This window comes from Pseudoalteromonas luteoviolacea, from assembly GCF_018100925.1.
GTDB classification, from domain to species: Bacteria; Pseudomonadota; Gammaproteobacteria; order Enterobacterales; family Alteromonadaceae; genus Pseudoalteromonas; species Pseudoalteromonas obscura.
Map to the genome: position 1 here is coordinate 108,264 of NZ_JAGJEH010000014.1, position 17,777 is coordinate 126,040.

At 42.2% G+C, this 17,777-nt stretch carries 16 protein-coding genes; 10 read left to right on the forward strand and 6 right to left on the reverse strand.

All coding sequences use genetic code 11. The annotated features are described in order from the left end of the window. Positions 1-105: 105 nt before the first annotated feature. Positions 106-2,118, forward strand: coding sequence for a DNA helicase Rep (gene rep, locus J8M00_RS24095; protein ID WP_211012957.1), 2,013 nt, complete (start codon positions 106-108; stop codon positions 2,116-2,118). Here rep and J8M00_RS24100 read toward each other — a convergent pair. From J8M00_RS24100 to elbB, 3 genes are all read right to left on the reverse strand, one after another. Then, on the reverse strand, positions 2,107-4,677 hold the full coding sequence (locus J8M00_RS24100) for a diguanylate cyclase domain-containing protein (RefSeq protein WP_211012958.1): 2,571 nt from the start codon (positions 4,675-4,677) through the stop codon (positions 2,107-2,109). The two genes, rep and J8M00_RS24100, sit on opposite strands and share 12 nt — an antisense overlap. Before the next feature lie 159 nt (positions 4,678-4,836). Next, positions 4,837-5,226 (reverse strand): c-type cytochrome, encoded by a 390-nt coding sequence (locus J8M00_RS24105; protein WP_211012959.1) that lies wholly within the window; start codon positions 5,224-5,226, stop codon positions 4,837-4,839. A gap of 207 nt (positions 5,227-5,433) precedes the next feature. Beyond that, positions 5,434-6,087, reverse strand: coding sequence for an isoprenoid biosynthesis glyoxalase ElbB (gene elbB, locus J8M00_RS24110; RefSeq protein ID WP_211012960.1), 654 nt, complete (start codon positions 6,085-6,087; stop codon positions 5,434-5,436). Between the two features lie 419 nt (positions 6,088-6,506). On the opposite strand from elbB, the gene polA reads away from it, so the two are divergent. Further along, positions 6,507-9,257: a DNA polymerase I gene (gene polA, locus J8M00_RS24115; RefSeq protein WP_211012961.1), complete on the forward strand. Its 2,751-nt coding sequence runs from the start codon at positions 6,507-6,509 to the stop codon at positions 9,255-9,257. Positions 9,258-9,395: 138 nt separating this feature from the next. On the opposite strand, the gene J8M00_RS24120 is transcribed toward polA, so the two are convergent. Then, positions 9,396-9,629, reverse strand: a complete 234-nt coding sequence (locus J8M00_RS24120; RefSeq protein ID WP_211012962.1) for a hypothetical protein — start codon at positions 9,627-9,629, stop codon at positions 9,396-9,398. Positions 9,630-10,198: 569 nt separating this feature from the next. Here J8M00_RS24120 and J8M00_RS24125 point away from each other — a divergent pair. Together J8M00_RS24125 and J8M00_RS24130 are read left to right on the forward strand one after the other, a co-directional pair. After that, a complete protein-coding gene (locus J8M00_RS24125; protein WP_211012963.1) occupies positions 10,199-10,765 on the forward strand; it encodes a YceI family protein in 567 nt (188 codons plus the stop codon). Continuing rightward, positions 10,755-11,294: a DUF1285 domain-containing protein gene (locus J8M00_RS24130; protein ID WP_211012964.1), complete on the forward strand. Its 540-nt coding sequence runs from the start codon at positions 10,755-10,757 to the stop codon at positions 11,292-11,294. Before J8M00_RS24125 ends, J8M00_RS24130 begins: the two co-directional genes overlap by 11 nt. On the opposite strand, the gene yihA is transcribed toward J8M00_RS24130, so the two are convergent. Further along, positions 11,291-11,935 carry a ribosome biogenesis GTP-binding protein YihA/YsxC gene (yihA, locus tag J8M00_RS24135; RefSeq protein ID WP_211012965.1) on the reverse strand — a complete coding sequence of 215 codons (645 nt, stop codon included), beginning with the start codon at positions 11,933-11,935 and terminating at the stop codon, positions 11,291-11,293. The genes J8M00_RS24130 and yihA overlap by 4 nt on opposite strands. Before the next feature lie 352 nt (positions 11,936-12,287). Between yihA and J8M00_RS24140 the strand changes: the two genes are divergently transcribed. The 4 genes from J8M00_RS24140 (at position 12,288) to J8M00_RS24155 (ending at position 15,324) form a co-directional block, all read left to right on the forward strand. After that, positions 12,288-12,920, forward strand: a complete 633-nt coding sequence (locus tag J8M00_RS24140) for a c-type cytochrome (protein ID WP_211012966.1) — start codon at positions 12,288-12,290, stop codon at positions 12,918-12,920. A gap of 636 nt (positions 12,921-13,556) precedes the next feature. Next, a complete protein-coding gene (locus tag J8M00_RS24145) occupies positions 13,557-14,237 on the forward strand; it encodes a class I SAM-dependent methyltransferase (RefSeq protein ID WP_211012967.1) in 681 nt (226 codons plus the stop codon). Further along, positions 14,234-14,812, forward strand: coding sequence for a Der GTPase-activating protein YihI (gene yihI / locus J8M00_RS24150; protein ID WP_211012968.1), 579 nt, complete (start codon positions 14,234-14,236; stop codon positions 14,810-14,812). The genes J8M00_RS24145 and yihI overlap by 4 nt, the downstream gene beginning before the upstream one ends. Next, positions 14,809-15,324: a DUF2489 domain-containing protein gene (locus J8M00_RS24155; RefSeq protein WP_211012969.1), complete on the forward strand. Its 516-nt coding sequence runs from the start codon at positions 14,809-14,811 to the stop codon at positions 15,322-15,324. The genes yihI and J8M00_RS24155 overlap by 4 nt, the downstream gene beginning before the upstream one ends. A gap of 54 nt (positions 15,325-15,378) precedes the next feature. Here J8M00_RS24155 and J8M00_RS24160 read toward each other — a convergent pair whose 3' ends face one another. Next, complete coding sequence (locus J8M00_RS24160) at positions 15,379-15,531, reverse strand: hypothetical protein (RefSeq protein WP_211012970.1); 153 nt, start codon at positions 15,529-15,531, stop codon at positions 15,379-15,381. A gap of 286 nt (positions 15,532-15,817) precedes the next feature. On the opposite strand from J8M00_RS24160, the gene J8M00_RS24165 reads away from it, so the two are divergent. Both J8M00_RS24165 and J8M00_RS24170 read left to right on the forward strand, forming a co-directional pair. Then, positions 15,818-16,399, forward strand: a complete 582-nt coding sequence (locus J8M00_RS24165; protein WP_211012971.1) for an anthranilate synthase component II — start codon at positions 15,818-15,820, stop codon at positions 16,397-16,399. Between the two features lie 45 nt (positions 16,400-16,444). After that, positions 16,445-17,620, forward strand: coding sequence for an HDOD domain-containing protein (locus J8M00_RS24170; protein WP_211012972.1), 1,176 nt, complete (start codon positions 16,445-16,447; stop codon positions 17,618-17,620). The last annotated feature ends 157 nt before the right edge of the window (positions 17,621-17,777 follow it).

Here is a 17,777-nt window from a genome sequence, read left to right on the forward strand (position 1 = left end):
GGGATAAACCGCGTAGATTAATCATAATCAAAACTTTGCAAATTGGTATTATGGCATGAATAAGATAAACTAGGCGGTTCCAGTTGGTCAGGATACACGCCTTTTATGAAACTCAATCCCAAACAAGATGAAGCCGTTAAGTATATTAGTGGTCCATGCCTCGTACTAGCGGGGGCGGGCTCCGGAAAAACTCGTGTGATCACAAATAAAATCGCTTATCTCGTGCAGCATTGTGAATATAAGGCGCGCAACATCGCCGCGGTGACATTTACCAACAAGGCTGCTAAGGAAATGCGCGAGCGTGTATCGCAGACGTTAGGAAAACAAGATGCAAAAGGGTTGTGGATCTCTACATTTCACACTTTGGGGTTGAATATCATTAAAAAAGAGGTGAAGACACTCGGCTTTAAACCTGGCTTTTCACTTTTTGATGATCAAGACACTAACCAGTTGCTGGCTGAGTTAACAGAGAAAGAGCTAGAGAAAGACAAAGACCTTTTGAACTTACTCAAGATGCAAATTGGTAACTGGAAGAATGATCTGATCTTACCAGAGCGTGCAATCAGAGAAGCGCGAGAACCGCAAAAAGCGTTGTTTGCTCAGCTCTACGCGCGTTATCAAACTCAACTTAGAGCGTACAATGCCCTAGATTTTGATGATCTGATCATGATCCCTACGTTGTTACTTGCTAGCTCAGCAGATGTGAGAGAGCGCTGGCAAAATCAGTTTCGGTATTTGCTGGTGGATGAATACCAAGATACCAATACCAGTCAATATCAGTTGGTGAAGCTGTTAGTGGGTGAGCGAGCACGATTTACAGTGGTAGGTGACGACGACCAATCAATTTATTCTTGGCGGGGGGCAAAGCCGCAAAACTTAGTACTCTTGAGTAAAGACTACCCCGGACTGCGTTTAATTAAACTAGAGCAAAACTATCGCAGTGCAGGGCGTATCTTGAAATCTGCTAACATTTTGATTGCCAATAACCCTCACGAATTTGATAAAAAGCTATTCAGCGAATTGGGATATGGAGATCCACTGCGTGTTATAGCAACCCGTGATGAGGAACATGAAGCAGAGCGCGTGGTTGCAGAGATCATTTCTCACAAATTTATGAAGCGCACTAGTTATAAAGATTATGCGATTTTGTATCGCGGGAATCACCAAGCACGGGTATTTGAAAAGGCCCTGATGGCGAACCGCATTCCCTACAAGATAAGCGGGGGGATGTCGTTTTTTGCGCGCAGTGAAATTAAAGACATCATGGCTTATTTACGGCTATTGGTAAATCAGGATGACGACAATGCGTTTCTGCGCATTGTGAATACACCAAGACGTGAAATAGGCCCTGTTACCCTAGAAAAGTTGGGAAGCTTGGCCAATGACAAACATATTAGTTTGTTTGAGGCTTGTTTTGATCCGGATTTGACCCAACGTCTGACTGGTAAAGGGTTTAACGCATTAGCGGGCTTTGCGCGTTGGGTTGTGGAATTAAGTGACCGAGCCGTGCGTGGAAATACGCTTGAAGCAGTTAAAGATATGATCCGCGAGATCAATTACGAAACGTATTTATATGAGTCATCGACTAGCGCGAAAGCAGCAGAAATGAGAATGAAAAATGTTTCTGAGTTGTACCGCTGGATCAGCGATATGTTGACAGGCGATGCGGACAATCCGCCGATGACTCTGGCTGAGGTAGTGACCAAATTGACACTCAGAGATATGCTTGAGCGCAATGAGGAGGAAGATGAAAGTGATGCAGTTCAACTGTTAACGTTACATGCTTCGAAAGGTTTAGAGTACCCTCATGTCTTTATGGTGGGTATGGAAGAGGGCTTGTTGCCACATCAAACCAGCATCGATGAAGACAATGTCGAAGAAGAGCGACGTCTAGCCTATGTTGGGATCACGCGTGCTCAGCAGACATTGACATTGACATATGCGAAAAGCCGCCGCCAATTTGGCGAGCAAATTACACCAGAACTCAGCCGTTTTGTACAAGAGCTGCCTCAAGATGACTTGCAGTTTGAAGGAAAAAAAGCAGTTGTGTCGCAATCAGAGAGAATGGAAAAAGGGCAAGCCCGAGTCGCTAATCTACGCGCAATGTTAAAACGTTAGAGTTTCTTGCTCGTTGACGCAGTTGCTGCTTTGACGAGCACTTTTTAAATTTTGCTGCTTGCCAAAAAATAACTGCAACCCATGTTTTTCTAAGAGGCTTCTAAAGTTCAAGATTGCGGGCCCTTTAGCAATGACTTGAATCGATTTCAGATGTGTTATTGCTAAAATCCCTTGCAGTTGAATATCATAGCTGTTTTGTTGCAACACGCGTTTACTAAATACTGAACTCAACAGTACATATTTGAAATCAATGCTGCTTAAAAAGGCTAAATCACAGCGTTCTTTGGCAAAGTCATTGAGGCCAATATTCACGCCTAGCTGCGGTAACTCTTTGAGGTTTTCTAATTGCACGCTTGAGGCGTATCGCACTTCATTCTCATCAAACATTAAACACAGCTGCGTGTTATTTTGACTGAGCATATGTTTTAGGGTAACAAAGGCAGAAGACTCTAGAACGATGGTGGAACAAGCAAGCAGTACATCTTGATTGTAGCTTTGTGCAATCTTAAGAGCTTTCTCCAGTAATCCTAATTCAATATCTAATTGCTCATCTTTGGCCGCAGCAAATTTTTTCAAGACATCGAAGCTAGTGCTGCCCAATACCGGGTGTTCGCCAAAGGCTTCCAGTGTGACGATTTGTGTCGCGTGATTACCAAAGTCAACGATTTCAGTGCTTCTAAAGTGAGTTGGCAGCGCGGTCAAGTGATGTTGTTCTTCCGCTTTTGTGGCGCTTCCAGAAGAAGCCGTAAGCAATGGATGGTAAAACTCGTAGCGACCACGGCCGGCATTTTTTGCGTAGTACATGGCGGCATCGGCATCGCGAATGATCTCATCGGTATTTTTATACTCTTTATTGCTGTATGTAATACCAATACTGGCACCACTTTGCATGCATACACCTTTCATGCAGAATGGCTGTTGCATGACGCGAATAAGGCGTTTGGCAACGTCTTCAGCTTGCTGCTTATCGGTAAGGTGATCGAGTAAGATCACAAATTCATCACCAGCCAAACGTGCTAGTAAATCATGTTCTCGAATGCACTCAGAAAATGCAGAACTCACCCAAATTAAAAATTGATCGCCGGCTTGGTGTCCTAATTCGTCATTAATGACTTTAAATTTATCAAGGTCGATAAACAATACCGCAAAGTTGTGTTCAGGGTAGCGCTGATATTTTTGCAGTGTTTTTTCTAGTTGTGTCAAAAACAGGCTACGGTTGGGTAATGAGGTGAGTGGATCATGATGCGCATCGTGATAGAGCTGCTGCTCGATTTTTTTACGCTCTTCAATTTGCATTTGCAAATGTAAATTGGTTTGTCGCAATGCTTTGGTTTTTTCTGCAACTCGGTGTTCGAGTTCTTGGTTACTTGCTTTGAGTGCTTGGTTGGCTAGATGTGTTTGTAAAACAGAGGCGATCTGATTTGAGACAAAGGAAATGAGCTCTACATCTTCATGATTATATTCGTATTCATGATTGTAAGCTTGACAAGCAATTAGTCCAATTACCCCTTTAGCCGTTTTTAGAGGTGCACCCAGCCAGCTTGTCGCTGTTTCCAAGTCATCGTAATCAGGAGGGCGTTTCACCACACCGCCATCAATAAGTATATCGGCGCGATTGGTGTCTATAAGTTGGCTTCGCTCAGTGGTGATCACCAATTCACTATAGCCCTTGGCAAAGGGTCGAGGACGATATTCCGTTACTTCATCCACACAATAAGGGAAGCTCAGCCAATTAGAGCCTGTATCATGTAGCGCAATGTACAAGTTATTGGCAAATGTGATAGAGCGAATGATCTTATGAACCTGCTTATAAACATCGTCGATATCACTGAATTGTGTCGCTAATTCAGAAATCTTAAACAGTATTTGTTGTCTTTCTAAGGCGCGTTTACGCTGTTCTATTTCTTTGTTAAGCGCATCATTACTCTGCATCAAAGCACGTGTGCGGATTTTGACTTCTGATTCAAGTAACTCCCGCTTTTTAACTCTTTCAATGGCGGTTGCCAAATATAGAGACATCACCTCAAGGAGCTCAATTTGATGTTCGTTATAAGCTTGTTGAGGTTGATAGCTCTGAGAAACCATGACGCCAATGATATTTTTATCTCTGAATATGGGCACACCAACCCAATGTTCAGCAGGGCTACCCAAGGCTTTGAATTTATTGTCGTCTATCATCAGCTGCATTTCATCTTTGCTTAAATACAGCACTTTTTTAGTCTTGAAGACATATCCAGTAACACCTTGATCAAAATGGTGGGATTCATGAAGTGGTACGGAGATCCCATCTTTTTCATCGACAAAATAGGATAGTTCAAGAGTTTGAGTAAATTGATTTTGCAACACAACATAAAAGCTCTTACTCGGTAAATGTTGCTCAAGTATGCTGTGAATTGCGGGGTATAGAAGAGTTAGCTCGGCAACCGTACTAGCCTGTTCAGAGAGCTGGATCAAGGCATGTTGCAAGTGATAGTTTTGTTTGTATTTTTTCAGCAAGGACTCTAAGCGGCGATTCTTACGAGTAAGCTTGCGAATTGCAACGTCGTTTGGATCTTCCAATGATTAAACCAAAGGCTATTATTGTTTATTTATTAAACTTTATATTTTCACTTTTGACTTGGAGGGTCAAGTGTAAAATGTTAATTCAGTTCTTGGGTAAACATTTTGCCTTAATAGAGACAAATAAGCGAGTATTTGTCTCCGTTTTTTATACGACAGCTATTTGATCATAAACTCAATAGCAGCAGCGATTTCTTCATCACTACAGTCCATGCAGGTTCCTTTTGGCGGCATCGCATTAAATCCATTAATTGCGTGATCAAGTAAGACGTCAGAGCCCTTTGACAAACGGATAGCCCACTCATCTGCGGTCTTTGGTGCTCCGAGCGCCCCTGTGCCGTGACAAGCAAAACAAGATGCTTGGTATACTTGCTCGCCAGAGCGTGGTCCTGTTGGAGCCGCCGCCGCAGTATCTTCGGCACCAGCCAAATACACTGAGCCTATAGGGGTCAAGCGCTTTTTGATGGCTTCTTCGGTTAGAGAATTATCATACGGCTGGGCAACGGCGGCCGTGGATAGCATTAAGAGTGCTGCTGACAGTTTCTTCATTTACCTTGCTCACTTCAAATTTAATGTCTTCGATCACGAAGCACGACGGATGACGGTTCCTAATTGAGTATAACGTCACCACCAAATTAGTTAAAATTTAAACTTGATCTTAAGCGTATAAAAAACATCTTTTATTGCGTTAGGGCAAAGATTTGGCATTTTATGCTTAAAATCAAGTAAATTATCTATGAGCAGTTAATCGATCGGTTAATCGATAAGTTGAGCTAGCCTTTTAATTGCTTTTTCAATACCCGCAGATGCTTCGCTGATATTGCCTGCTAACATATAAGCTGGTGTGCTGATGACTTTTTGCTGTTCATCCACAATGATATCGGTGACGGCACATTCCACATGTTCTGCGCCCAGTGCCGTAACCGCTGCGGCAGTGTCGGCATCATTCCCGATTGTTGCTTTAGTGCCCGGCTGATGTATATGACCAATCAGCGCTGGTGCGATGCATAGGTAGGTGATTGGTTTTTGTTGTTTGTTAAACTGTTGGCAAATGTTTTTCAATACGTCTAGCACCTGAGACTCAGGGCCTTTGAACGCAAAGTCAGATAAATTCTTGGCGACGCCAAATCCACCAGGGATAACAAGTGCTGCAAAGTCATCAGCGTTAAGTTGTTCGAGATCTTGAATGTCACCGCGCGCTATACGTGCCGCTTCAGTCAATACATTGCGTGTTTCAGCTTGCTCTTCGCCCGTTAAGTGATTGATGACATGATGTTGCTCGATATTGGGTGCAAAACAGCGGTACTGAATACCTTTTTGTTCAAGGTGCAACATGGTCAGTACAGATTCATGAATTTCTGCACCATCAAAAACCCCACAACCACTAAAAATGATTGCTACTTGTTTCATTATTAATCTCCTAAGGCTGATTCTGCCTGCTATATTCAATGTAAGAATGTCGAGTGTGAAAAAAAATATAAAGGATCTGCTTTGATCTTTGATCATTTATGTTAGTATACGCGTCCGCTCGAAAAAACGGGTCGTTTTATCACCACTTTTCAATGGTGAAAAATACATGAGTTGTGAGATTTCCACAAACTCATTTTATAAAGAATAAAAATTAGCTTATGTATTTTGTTATAAAAATCAGAAGTTTATGATTTGTTTTCACTGGCTTTATTTTATCGTCGGTGTTTTTCTTGTGTTTATCTACAAAGTTATCCACAGTTTTTCCTTATAAAGTTTCATTGCACTCCTCTCGTTTTATGCTAAGCCTTGTGGCATTCTTAGCGAGTTTTTAAATCTCTTTAATTAGGATCCAAAATATTATGCCTCAGATCCCAGAAAACCCTTTAATTTTGGTGGATGGTTCTTCCTATTTATTTCGCGCTTATCATGCGCCACCGCACTTGACGAATTCTCAGGGTGAAGCAACTGGTGCGATCTATGGTGTAATCAATATGCTGAAAAGCTTGGTTAAACAGTTTGATCCTAGCCATATGGTGGTTGTTTTTGATGCCAAAGGGCCTACCTTCAGAAACGACATGTATTCAGAATACAAGGCCAATCGCCCTCCGATGCCTGATGATCTCCGCACCCAAATTGAGCCTATTCATGAAATTATTAAAGCGATGGGTTTGCCTTTGGTTAGTATTGCTGGCGTTGAAGCTGATGATGTGATCGGTACATTTTCCCGTATTGCTACGGAACAAAAACGTCATGTGTTGATCAGTACTGGCGATAAAGATATGGCTCAGTTGGTAAATGAGCACGTTACCTTGATCAATACCATGACAGATACAGTGTTGGATCCGACTGGGGTTGAAGACAAATTTGGCATCGGTCCAGAGCTTATCATCGACTTTTTAGCGCTCATGGGTGACAAGGTCGACAATATCCCAGGCGTTCCTGGAGTGGGAGAAAAGACCGCGCTGGCGATGTTGCAAGGCTTGGGCTCCATCAAAGAGTTGTATGCCAACCTAGATCAAATTGCGCCATTGGGTTTTCGCGGCTCAAAGAGTATGGCGAAAAAACTAGAAGAGCACAAAGCACAGTTAGAGCTGTCCTATGAATTGGCTACTATCAAGCTCGATTGTGACGTGGAAGAAGATCTAGACACATTTAAGATCCAACCAGTGGATAAAGATCGCTTGATTGAGCTGTATGGTCAATGCGAATTTAAACGCTGGCTTGCAGAGTTGCTTGACGGTAAAGCGGCACCGCAAAATGGGGCACCAACAGCAACTTCAGCGCCTCAACCAGAAATTGTAGGTAATTACGAAACCATCTTAACGTCTGAGCAACTGAATATCTGGGTTGAAAAGCTCAAAGGTGCAGAGGTGATGGCTTTTGACACAGAAACAACCAGTTTGGACTATATGCAAGCTGATTTGGTAGGAATGAGCTTTGCGGTTGAAGCGGGTGAAGCTGCATATTTACCTTTGACCCATGATTATATGGGAGCGCCAGAGCAGCTTGATAAACAGCTCGTTTTTGAGCTTTTACAGCCAATTTTGGAAGATCACAGCATCAAGAAAGTTGGTCAAAACTTAAAGTACGATAAGAGTGTACTGGCACGAGCTGGCATCACCTTAAATGGCATCGAGTTTGATACCATGCTTGAGTCATATGTATTTAATAGTGTAGGTACGCGTCATGACATGGACTCGCTTGCACTTAAGTTCTTGGGCCACAAAAATATCAGTTTTGAAGATATCGCGGGCAAGGGCAAAAAACAGCTGACATTCAACCAAATCGAACTTGAAAAGGCTGCACCTTATGCCGCTGAAGATGCCGATATCACGCTCCGTCTGCATCAGCACCTGTGGCCTCTAGTGGAAAAAGAAGCCAGCTTAGTCAGTGTGTTTCGTGACATTGAGTTACCACTGATCAATGTACTGTCTGATATGGAACGTACCGGTGTTAAAATAGATAGCACCATGCTTGGAGAGCAAAGCCTAGAGATTGAAAAGCGGCTGGCTGAGCTTGAACAAGAAGCCTATGAGCTGGCAGAAGAAGAGTTTAATTTAAGCTCAACGAAGCAGTTACAGGCGATTTTGTTTGAGAAGCAAGGTTTACCGATATTAAAGAAAACACCAAAAGGTGCCCCCTCAACTGCTGAAGAAGTACTGCAAGAATTGGCACACGACTACCCATTGCCAAAATTGATCATAGAGCATCGTGGTTTGGCCAAGCTAAAGTCAACATATACGGACAAGCTACCAAAGCTTATTAATGATGAGACTCTACGTGTTCACACCTCTTATCATCAGGCGGTGACTGCGACAGGTCGTTTGAGCTCCACAGATCCAAACTTGCAGAATATTCCAATTCGTAATGAAGCGGGGCGTCGTATTCGTCAGGCGTTTGTTGCGGATGAAAACCACGTGATCCTAGCGGCGGACTATAGCCAAATAGAACTGCGTATTATGGCCCATTTATCACAAGATAAAGGGTTACTCAGTGCTTTTGCAGAGGGGAAAGATGTCCACAGTGCAACGGCATCCGAAGTTTTTTCTGTGCCACTCGAAGATGTGACCTCAGATATGCGTCGTAAAGCAAAGGCGGTTAACTTTGGCTTGATTTACGGCATGAGTGCCTTTGGTTTAGCCCGTCAGTTAGATATTCCTCGCAACGAAGCACAGCACTATATGGATAAGTACTTTGAGCGTTTTCCTGGCGTGTTAGAGTATATGGAAAGCACACGTGAAAAAGCCGCTGAGCAGGGTTACGTAGAAACACTATTTGGCCGTCGTTTGTATTTGCCAGATATCAAAGCGCGTAATGGCGCGCGTCGTAAAGCTGCTGAACGTGCAGCAATCAATGCGCCAATGCAAGGCACAGCTGCAGATATCATTAAAAAAGCGATGATCAAGGTACATCAGTGGCTGCAAGAACATAGCCAAGATGAGATCAAGTTGTTGATGCAAGTACACGATGAATTGGTGTTTGAAGTCAAAGCCGACAAAGTGACTGAGTTTAGTGAGCACATTTGTTGTCTAATGAGTGAAGCTGCGGCATTAGACGTCCCCTTGGTTGTTGAAGCGGATCATGGTGATAACTGGGAGCAAGCGCACTAAATTGTGTGTCCAGTGAGAGCATGGGCTCACCATGCTCTCATTACTTCAACATATTACGATTGATTTAATGATTGTAGGTCCACAGTGAGCAAATCACTGAACAAAACAAATTTTCAGGTTACGTTCGGAACGTGTGGATTAAGTCGGCTTAAATCTATATGCCTCCCTGACACTTTCTGATTGTTCATTCATCAATGTCTGTTCCATGTCAGAAAAGCTCGGAATTTCTGCGTTGTCTATTTTATCCATAATAAGTTTGATGAGGGTAAATCTGTACTGCGATCCTTTAATTTTAAGGTCATCTGACGGTGGTTCAACTTGATTATCTGTGCTTTGGTGTTTGTGGTCGGATGTTGCACTTAATGTCTGCACGCCTGCCTCCTGCTAATATTAGGTTTACTTGGCACAATTTACGGTGCCTTCACCATTAAAGTCGCAGTTGTTCGGTTAATGTGATGTCATGTTTTTCAAGTCGTCTCTATGATATTCATTTTTAGGTCAGGAGATCGCCAACGAATTTGGCCAAGCTAAAATGCCTCTATGTCCCGAATTTACTGGGCTTGTGTAAAGCTAACGTAAAAAACATCACTTACTTGTTTAAAAACCATCAAATTGGCTCGTTATTTGCTTTGTGCTGTTTATTTCTAGATGGCTATTTGCTACAGTTCGCGCCGTCCTCATCCTGTAGGACATCCTGTTGATGATGTATCTCTCGAAAGAGGATACTGTGTATTGATAGCTTCTCCCCAGATTGCTATAACGGCTCGTAAAAGGTTTATACGAGCCGATTTTTCTCTTCCATTTGATATCTGTCGTATCTAAGGCTGTTTTGTGTCTTGCTATCCTGTAATTTAGTAAGAGCGAATCCATTTGACACCATCCTAACTCTCTTCATATTTATTTGTTAAGATGTGAGAAACTTTTACATACAGGAATACGTCATGCTTAAGCCTCTATTGATCGGTAGCTTATGTTTTATGTCTCAAGCCGTGTCTGCTTGGCAATTAAATAATGAACTGAGTGATCTGAGTTTTACTTCAATCAAATTGAACAGCATTGCTGAAAATCATCATTTTACTTCGCTGTCAGGCCAAATAAGCGATACAGGTAAACTTAATATCGCTATTGACTTGAGTAGCATAGAGTCTTTGATCCCGATCAGAAATGAGCGCATGAAAAAGGTGCTTTTTGAAGTCTCGGAATATAAAACGGCAACAATTGAAACGAACCTAACACCTTGGCTACCTCAACTGAAAGAGGGCATGCAGATTATAAAGGCTCTGCCTGTTACGCTTAATTTACACGGCAAAAATTTAGTATTGAAGTTGGACCTAGTTATTAACAAACTGGGTAAAACAATGCATGTATCTCCTCAGCGCGCTGTATTGATCAACAGCCGTGATTTTGATCTCGAAGGCGGAGTTGAGGCACTGCGTAAATTAGCTGGTTTAAATCATATTTCGCAAGCTGTGCCAGTTACATTTAATTTGGTATTCAATGACCAGTAAACTTGAGCAGCTATTAGCACACTATGTTTCATCACACTCACCAACGGAGCGCTGGCAAGCTGGTGAGTGTGGTGTCGGTGAGTTTTTAATCGACGCGAGTGGGCGCTGGTATCATCAGGGTGATGAAATAAAGCGGCTTGCTTTAGTAAAGCTGTTTGCCAGTGTTTTATGCCGTGAAGATGGAGCCTATCGGTTAAAGACACCCACTGAAACTTGTGTTGTCTCTGTTGATGCGAGCCCATTTGTTATTGTTGCTTGGCATGAATGCCAAATAGCTGCTCAATATGGGATTGCGGCGACGATTATATGCGAAGATAACTTAGGGCGGTTTTGGCCAATTTGCGATACTTTTCCTCTATATTTAGACGATTATAAAGGGCAACAGATCCCACACTTGAAGCTAAATTATGGCTTACACGCGCGGATAGATCGCAATGTATTTTATCAATGGGTAGAGATAGCAGAGCTCAATGAGCAAAATGATATGATGCTATTGCGCTCTGCTGGAAAGACGTTCGAATTGAATTAGCTAGTTTGTGCGTCTTCGTCCGCTTCTTCTTTAACGTATGGCCCTAAAAACCAATCATCTAACTGCCAAGCGAGCTCTTTCAAACCAAGCCCTTTAAGAGATGAGAATGCGTGTACGGTAATATCACCATCAAGTTCCGACAGTGCTTTACGTACTTGTAAGACTTCTGCCTTACGTTTACCTTGCTTTAGTTTGTCGGCTTTGGTGAGTAGTGCAAGTACGGGGATATCACTGCCAACAGCCCAATTGATTAGATCCATGTCCAAGTCTTTCATAGGGTGACGAATATCCATCAGGACAACAATGCCTTTTAAGCTTTGGCGCTTTTGTAAGTATTCACCCAAAGATTTTTGCCATTTCTTTTTCATTTCAATAGGCACTTTTGCAAAGCCGTAACCAGGCAAGTCAATAAGTCTTCTTTCTTCATCGAGGGCAAAAGTATTAATCAGCTGGGTGCGACCAGGTGTTTTACTGGTACGAGCGAGTTTTTGATCGGTCAGCGCATTTAATGCGCTTGACTTACCGGCGTTGGAGCGTCCGGCAAATGCGACCTCTATGCCACTGTCTGCGGGAAGGCGGGAAATATCAGGTGCGCTGGTAATGAAAGTAGCGCGATTATATGGCATGCGAGATTTTAACACTCTAACTCCTAGGCGGATTAATTGATTCTTTTGTTCATACGTATTTTATTACATCTGTCACACAATGCAAAAGTAGAGAAAGTCGACAATTTTTAGCTGCGTCAATAGAATTTCTGAACTAAGTTTAATCTATGTCAATTACCTATAAAATTTGTGGTTTTATAATAGCCGCAAAGCATGGCGGGGCTTTTTTTATTGTCTAGAATTTACAAGTTACAACGTAAAACAAAAACATTGAGCGTCACTTAATCCACTTAAGTCAATGTGCATAGATTAGCATCTGCCCAGTGTCGAGAAATTTAGCGTATTTCTATTGGGTTGATAGTTACAGGGTCGGAACAGAGAATTTACCATGAAAAAAATAGCATTATCTTTAACTATGCTACTAAGTACGTTGTCATTTAACAACGCAGTAGCATTCGATGGGGACGCCGAGGCTGGTAAGGCAAAAGCGGCAACGTGTGCAGCATGTCATGGACCAAATGGCAATGCTCCTGTAACTATGTACCCAAAAATAGCAGGTCAGCACGCTGACTATATGTATAAGCAGCTAAAAGAATTTAAGCTTGGTATGACATCGGGTGGCGCTGAGGGTCGTATGGATCCGGTAATGAGTGGCATGGCTATGCCGTTGTCAGATCAGGACATGAAGGATTTATCAGCTTACTTTGCCAATATGCCTATGAGTGCTGGCACTACGCCTGAAAGCGTAGTCGCAAAAGGGCAAAAACTTTACCGAGCAGGTGACGCTGAGCGTGGTATTCCATCTTGTATGGCATGTCATGGCCCCAGAGGAAATGGCACGTCTTTGGCAAAATTCCCAAAAATTTCCTTCCAGCATCCAGAGTATATAAAAGCGCAGCTCGAAAAGTTTCGTGATGGCTCTCGTGAGAACGATGCCAACGGTATGATGAGAGATATTGCAGCGAAATTAACGGATAAAGACATTGAGATTTTATCTAAATATCTAGGCGGCTTGCACTAAAGTCGTATTTGATTTTACGCGACTTCGCGTAAACTTTTAGTATCTAAAAAGGCAGCGTGATCGTTGCCTTTTTTTGATCTGTGCGGTGTGAGATATTTCTCACTTTGTATGTAGGATAGTGACGTTCCTAAATTGTAGGACTTAACGCAAATTAAATTTGTTTTTTTGTGTAAGTCTATGTATTTAATTTATTTTTATTTTAACTGCTGTTGCTGAGGTAATAATTTTGTTATTGATTAGTTGTAACTGTTTAAAATAAGCGTAGATTAATCCCTGTCGTCGAGACAATACAAAAACAGGGACAATTCGAAACGGAAGCGTAGACGGCACATATTAAGTATTCATTTGAATACAATCTAACAAGGATGATTACAAAAGCGTTAGGAAGACCGAAAAGAAAAAAAGCAATGGAAGTTTGATAACAAAAACAATATGGAAAGTCTCACGGAAGTACAATAAAAACAAAATGGAAGATAAATAATAAGAAAAATAAAGACTAAAAGTCGAAGGGAGAAGTGTCCGAATTGTGACGCTCAGATTAGCAGACGGTAGAGAGTAATCTCTGCCGTCTTTTTATTTGTACACTTTTTAATTGCTGTTACAATACTCCTTTTAAGTACGTTTGGTTCATCACCTTTGCAAAATCCACAAATGCTCCAATGTGGCCTCTGTGAGTCAGAGCTGCTCGAACATTACCACCAAGATAAGTTTCGCAATTACTGGCAGTGCCAGCAGTGTAAATTAGTCAGTGTGGCAGCCTGTGACAGACTATCTCCTCAAGAAGAAAAAGCCATTTACGACAGCCATGAAAACGACTTAGATGATACGGGATACCGCCGATTTTTATCGCGTGTGTTTGAGCCCGTTCACTCGCGTTTGCAAGGCCATAAACAAGGGCTTGATTTTGGGTGTGGTCCGGGGCCTCTGTTGGCAAAGATGTTTGAAGAGGTTGGGCATTCTGTCGCGTTGTATGATTTATACTATGCTGACAACCCTGAAGTGTTGCAGCGACAGTATGATTTTATTACTTGTACAGAGGTAATTGAGCATATTGGTCAGCCTAAGTCTGTGCTGACGCAGTTATTGGCGATGTTAAAGCCCGGTGCTCCACTTGCATTGATGACCAAACTGGTAATAGATCCGAAACGTTTTGCATCTTGGCATTACAAGAATGACCAAACACATATCTCATTTTTTAGTCGCGAAACGTTTGAATATATAGCAAAGCAATTTGGCACCAAGCTCGAGTTTATTGGTAATGACGTGATCATTCTAAGTAAACAAGAGGTGGTAAAAGTAGATGGTAGAGAAGCATGACTAGAAAGAAAAAATCACGCAAGTTAGGTGAAAACGGTACACCGAGATTAAGTAAGGAAAAGCTTCAAGAGTTACGCGCTATGAAAGAGCAGCGTGTAAAAAAGAACAAAGGAAATAAAGCGGGCTCAAGAAATGCCCAAGAAGCCAAAATCGAGATCAAGTCTCAGGCTGGATCACAGAAAGATCCGCGCGCAGGTAGCAAGAAAAAGATTGCATTGACACCTGAGGCCGTCCAGCCGCAAACTGAGCCGCAGATGAAGCGGCATCTGACACCGCAAGTAACGCTCACTAAAGCAAAAGATCCGGAGCTGACTCTTGAGCAAGAGTTACAACAGTTGGAAAATGATGAGCGACTGATGAAACTGCTTGAGCGTCACGAGCGCGGAGAGTTATTAACAGGCAAAGATGCGAAGTTCTTTAACCGTGCCATTGCACGCCATCAAGAGTTGTGTGAGATCCTTGGCATTGATGATGAGTTTGAAGAAGAAGATATGATTGAAGCTGATCCATTAGCGGATTTTGTCAGTAATGATCTGGCAGATGAGTGGTTAAGTGATGATGAGGATGAGCGATGAGCACAATGTGGGTAGTCGCATTAGTCGCTGGAGCTTTGATTGTTGCGGGTTTGGCTTTTTATGCCGGTAAGCTGCTGTGGCAACTTAAAGTTCAGAATGACACGATTGCTAAACTAAAAGAAGAGCAAGCGCAAAAACTTGAGCAGTCTCGGCAAGAGCGTAATGGCAAATTGGCGGACAGCATTAATCTGATCGCTAAAGCGATGAAGCAAAAGCAGTGCGAATATTCTGAAGGGTGTTTGCGGGTTTGGGTCCTGATCTCTCAATACAGTTTTGACTCCGAGGTGGCTTTGGAAAAAGTCTATCCTGGGGTATATGAAATGTATGATGAAGTAAAGGAAATGCCCACACATGATGCGCGTAAAAAGTATTCGAAAAAAGAGATTTTTAAAATGGATACGCAGCGCTGGCGTGCAGAAGAACGACTTGAAGCGCAAATTCTGCAAGATTGCGATAAACTGCTTGAGGAGTTCAAAGCGTTACCAGGTAGTGAAAACGTAGTTTTTCAATAAAGCTGTGTGGAATAAAGCTGGGTCGCGGTAGTGTGGACCCAGCTATATGATCATTTATGCTGTTTTACAAGTTACATCCTGGCCTGCGGAGAAACCATTGTCTGGAGATTTAAATGCGCCACCGGCGACGAGCACGGTTTTTTGAGCGTTGATTGCCTGCTTGTCAGATAAGTTTTTGATGCATTTCTTTTTGATTGTGAATTTCATTTTTTTTTCCTTATAGTTGTTTGCACCGCTTAACTATTTTCGTTTTTTTTCTACTTGTCCAGCGGTCATATGTAACAGATTGTGTGCCACTATTGCATAAAGTTGATAATTGAGGTGGGTGAACTCAGAGGTTTTGCCAGTGGTTTGACAAAATGTGTTACTATGCACGCCTTATGTAGCTATTGCCTTACTGTCTATGTTTATTGAGAGCGTGACAAAGGGGTAGGTTGGGTATTGATGTAGTATGCACAATGGTGAGTCTTAAAAGTTTAGAGGTAAACGCTGAATGTTATTAATGATAGACAACTATGACTCGTTCACATTTAACCTCGTTCAGTATTTTCAAAAGTTAGATCAAGATGTGTTGGTCAAACGAAATGATGAAATATCTATTTCACAAATTCGGCAACTTAATCCCGATCACATTGTGATATCACCTGGGCCGTGCAGCCCTGATGAAGCGGGTATTTCTTTGCAGGCTGTACAACAATTACAGGGGCACTTCCCTATTTTAGGTGTGTGCTTGGGTCATCAAACGATTGCGCAAGCTTTGGGTGCGCGCGTACATCGGGCGAAATCAGTGATGCACGGAAAAGTGTCGCGAATTTATCATGCAGATAAAGGTATGTTTGCAGGCTTGCCCAGTCACTTTAATGTATGCAGATATCATTCCCTTGCGGTAGATGCTGCGACTTTACCTAGCACATTACAAGTAACTGCCTGGACCCAAACACAGCAGGGGAAACTAGATGAAATTATGGGCTTATGTCATACTGAGCTTGCATTAGAAGGTGTGCAATTCCACCCTGAGGCAATCTTAACCGAGTATGGATTAAGACTACTTGATAACTTTATTGCTCGCTTCTAACCTTTAAAGAGCTTTCTTTTAATATACCGAAAAAGACTATAATTGATGACACAAGACATTAGGCAGTCACACATTGCTAAAGCAATCGCTCAGCGTGCACATGACGTTCTAATTAGCCATAACTTTGCTCAACAGCAGATAGGTTATATTCATACATTTGACATGAACTTTGGTGAGTCTATCCCACAGCGCACGATGCTTGAAGTAGAGCTTGCGGCTGCGGCAAAACGTCAAGAAAAAAGCACCAGTCATCACAAGTACATCGCAAAAGCGAGCAATCATTTACACCAAATTATTGAAAGTGGAATAGAGACCCAGTTAAGCGATTTAGATTCTATCTATACCGATGTGGTCGGCGTACAAGACGCGGTTCCAACTGTATTAGATATTCTTGCTGTTAAATCTGCATCAGTTGGCCGTTTGGAACCTCTGGTCAATGATTTATCATGGCTCGGAAGAGACTTAGTGTCTCTGGTGAATTTACCCCAATATCGTAAAGTAAACAGCAAAGGCACGTCGGTTAAAGTCGATACACCTGCACTGGCCTTACGCTATTTGGGTCTGGAAAACTTGCAAATGGTGATCCCAACGTTTGCGGTGCGTCACTGGATGCCACATTCAACAGAGCCCTTTCCTTTATTAAAAAGAAAGCTTAGAGATGTGAGCATGGCCAGCGCAATTGCAGCCAAAGCGCTTGCCCCACTCTATGATGTCAAAGAACAGCATGCTTTTACTTTAGGGATGTTACTCGATCTGGGCAAAATTGCATTGACACGACTCTACCTGCGGACGTTTGAACGTGTTTGGCAAGCAAAGGTAAAGATTGCCAGAGATAAAAATCAAAAAGATTTGCATACAGCACTACTAGAGCTAGGGCCTGATCCACTATTTTTGAGAAATTTACTGTTAGAGCATGCGGCGATTGTATCTCAGCGACTGATCGAGCAAATGTCGTTTAAGTACCTGCCTTTTAATGCTGCGATGTCAGAGTTCGCGCAAAGTTATTTGCCGGACGTGAATAATAATACAGATGAATTGTTACCTTTAACGCAGGTATTGAAAAAAGCGTATGGGTATGCGCAATACCAACTTTTAAAAGACAGTCATTTAATTGAACCAGATGAAGCAAAAGATTGGTTCATCTATCTCAATTTAACTGATCAAGAAGAAAAATTGTTGGAAAAAACGTCTTTACAGAGCCTTCAGCTGACAATTTTGTAAAAAAACTGGAAATTTTTTCACGCTTATTCATTCATTCGCCCCATCGTAAAGGATCGACTAAAATCCTTGTATGATGGGCGCGTATCCAATCATGTCGCTAATAGTTATTCACTGTTCATGAAAAAATATACTAAAGCCTTGAATATCAAGGCTTACA

Excerpts from the sequence above, each read along its gene's own strand:
- polA (WP_211012961.1), top strand. The coding sequence starts at position 6,507 with ATGCCTCAGATCCCAGAAAACCCTTTAATTTTGGTGGATGGTTCTTCC.
- J8M00_RS24170 (WP_211012972.1), top strand. The coding sequence starts at position 16,445 with ATGACACAAGACATTAGGCAGTCACACATTGCTAAAGCAATCGCTCAG.
- elbB (WP_211012960.1), bottom strand. The coding sequence starts at position 6,087 with ATGAAACAAGTAGCAATCATTTTTAGTGGTTGTGGGGTTTTTGATGGT.
- J8M00_RS24160 (WP_211012970.1), bottom strand. The coding sequence starts at position 15,531 with ATGAAATTCACAATCAAAAAGAAATGCATCAAAAACTTATCTGACAAG.
- J8M00_RS24130 (WP_211012964.1), top strand. The coding sequence starts at position 10,755 with ATGACCAGTAAACTTGAGCAGCTATTAGCACACTATGTTTCATCACAC.
- J8M00_RS24155 (WP_211012969.1), top strand. The coding sequence starts at position 14,809 with ATGAGCACAATGTGGGTAGTCGCATTAGTCGCTGGAGCTTTGATTGTT.
- J8M00_RS24125 (WP_211012963.1), top strand. The coding sequence starts at position 10,199 with ATGCTTAAGCCTCTATTGATCGGTAGCTTATGTTTTATGTCTCAAGCC.
- J8M00_RS24140 (WP_211012966.1), top strand. The coding sequence starts at position 12,288 with ATGAAAAAAATAGCATTATCTTTAACTATGCTACTAAGTACGTTGTCA.
- J8M00_RS24105 (WP_211012959.1), bottom strand. The coding sequence starts at position 5,226 with ATGAAGAAACTGTCAGCAGCACTCTTAATGCTATCCACGGCCGCCGTT.
- yihI (WP_211012968.1), top strand. The coding sequence starts at position 14,234 with ATGACTAGAAAGAAAAAATCACGCAAGTTAGGTGAAAACGGTACACCG.
- J8M00_RS24165 (WP_211012971.1), top strand. The coding sequence starts at position 15,818 with ATGTTATTAATGATAGACAACTATGACTCGTTCACATTTAACCTCGTT.
- rep (WP_211012957.1), top strand. The coding sequence starts at position 106 with ATGAAACTCAATCCCAAACAAGATGAAGCCGTTAAGTATATTAGTGGT.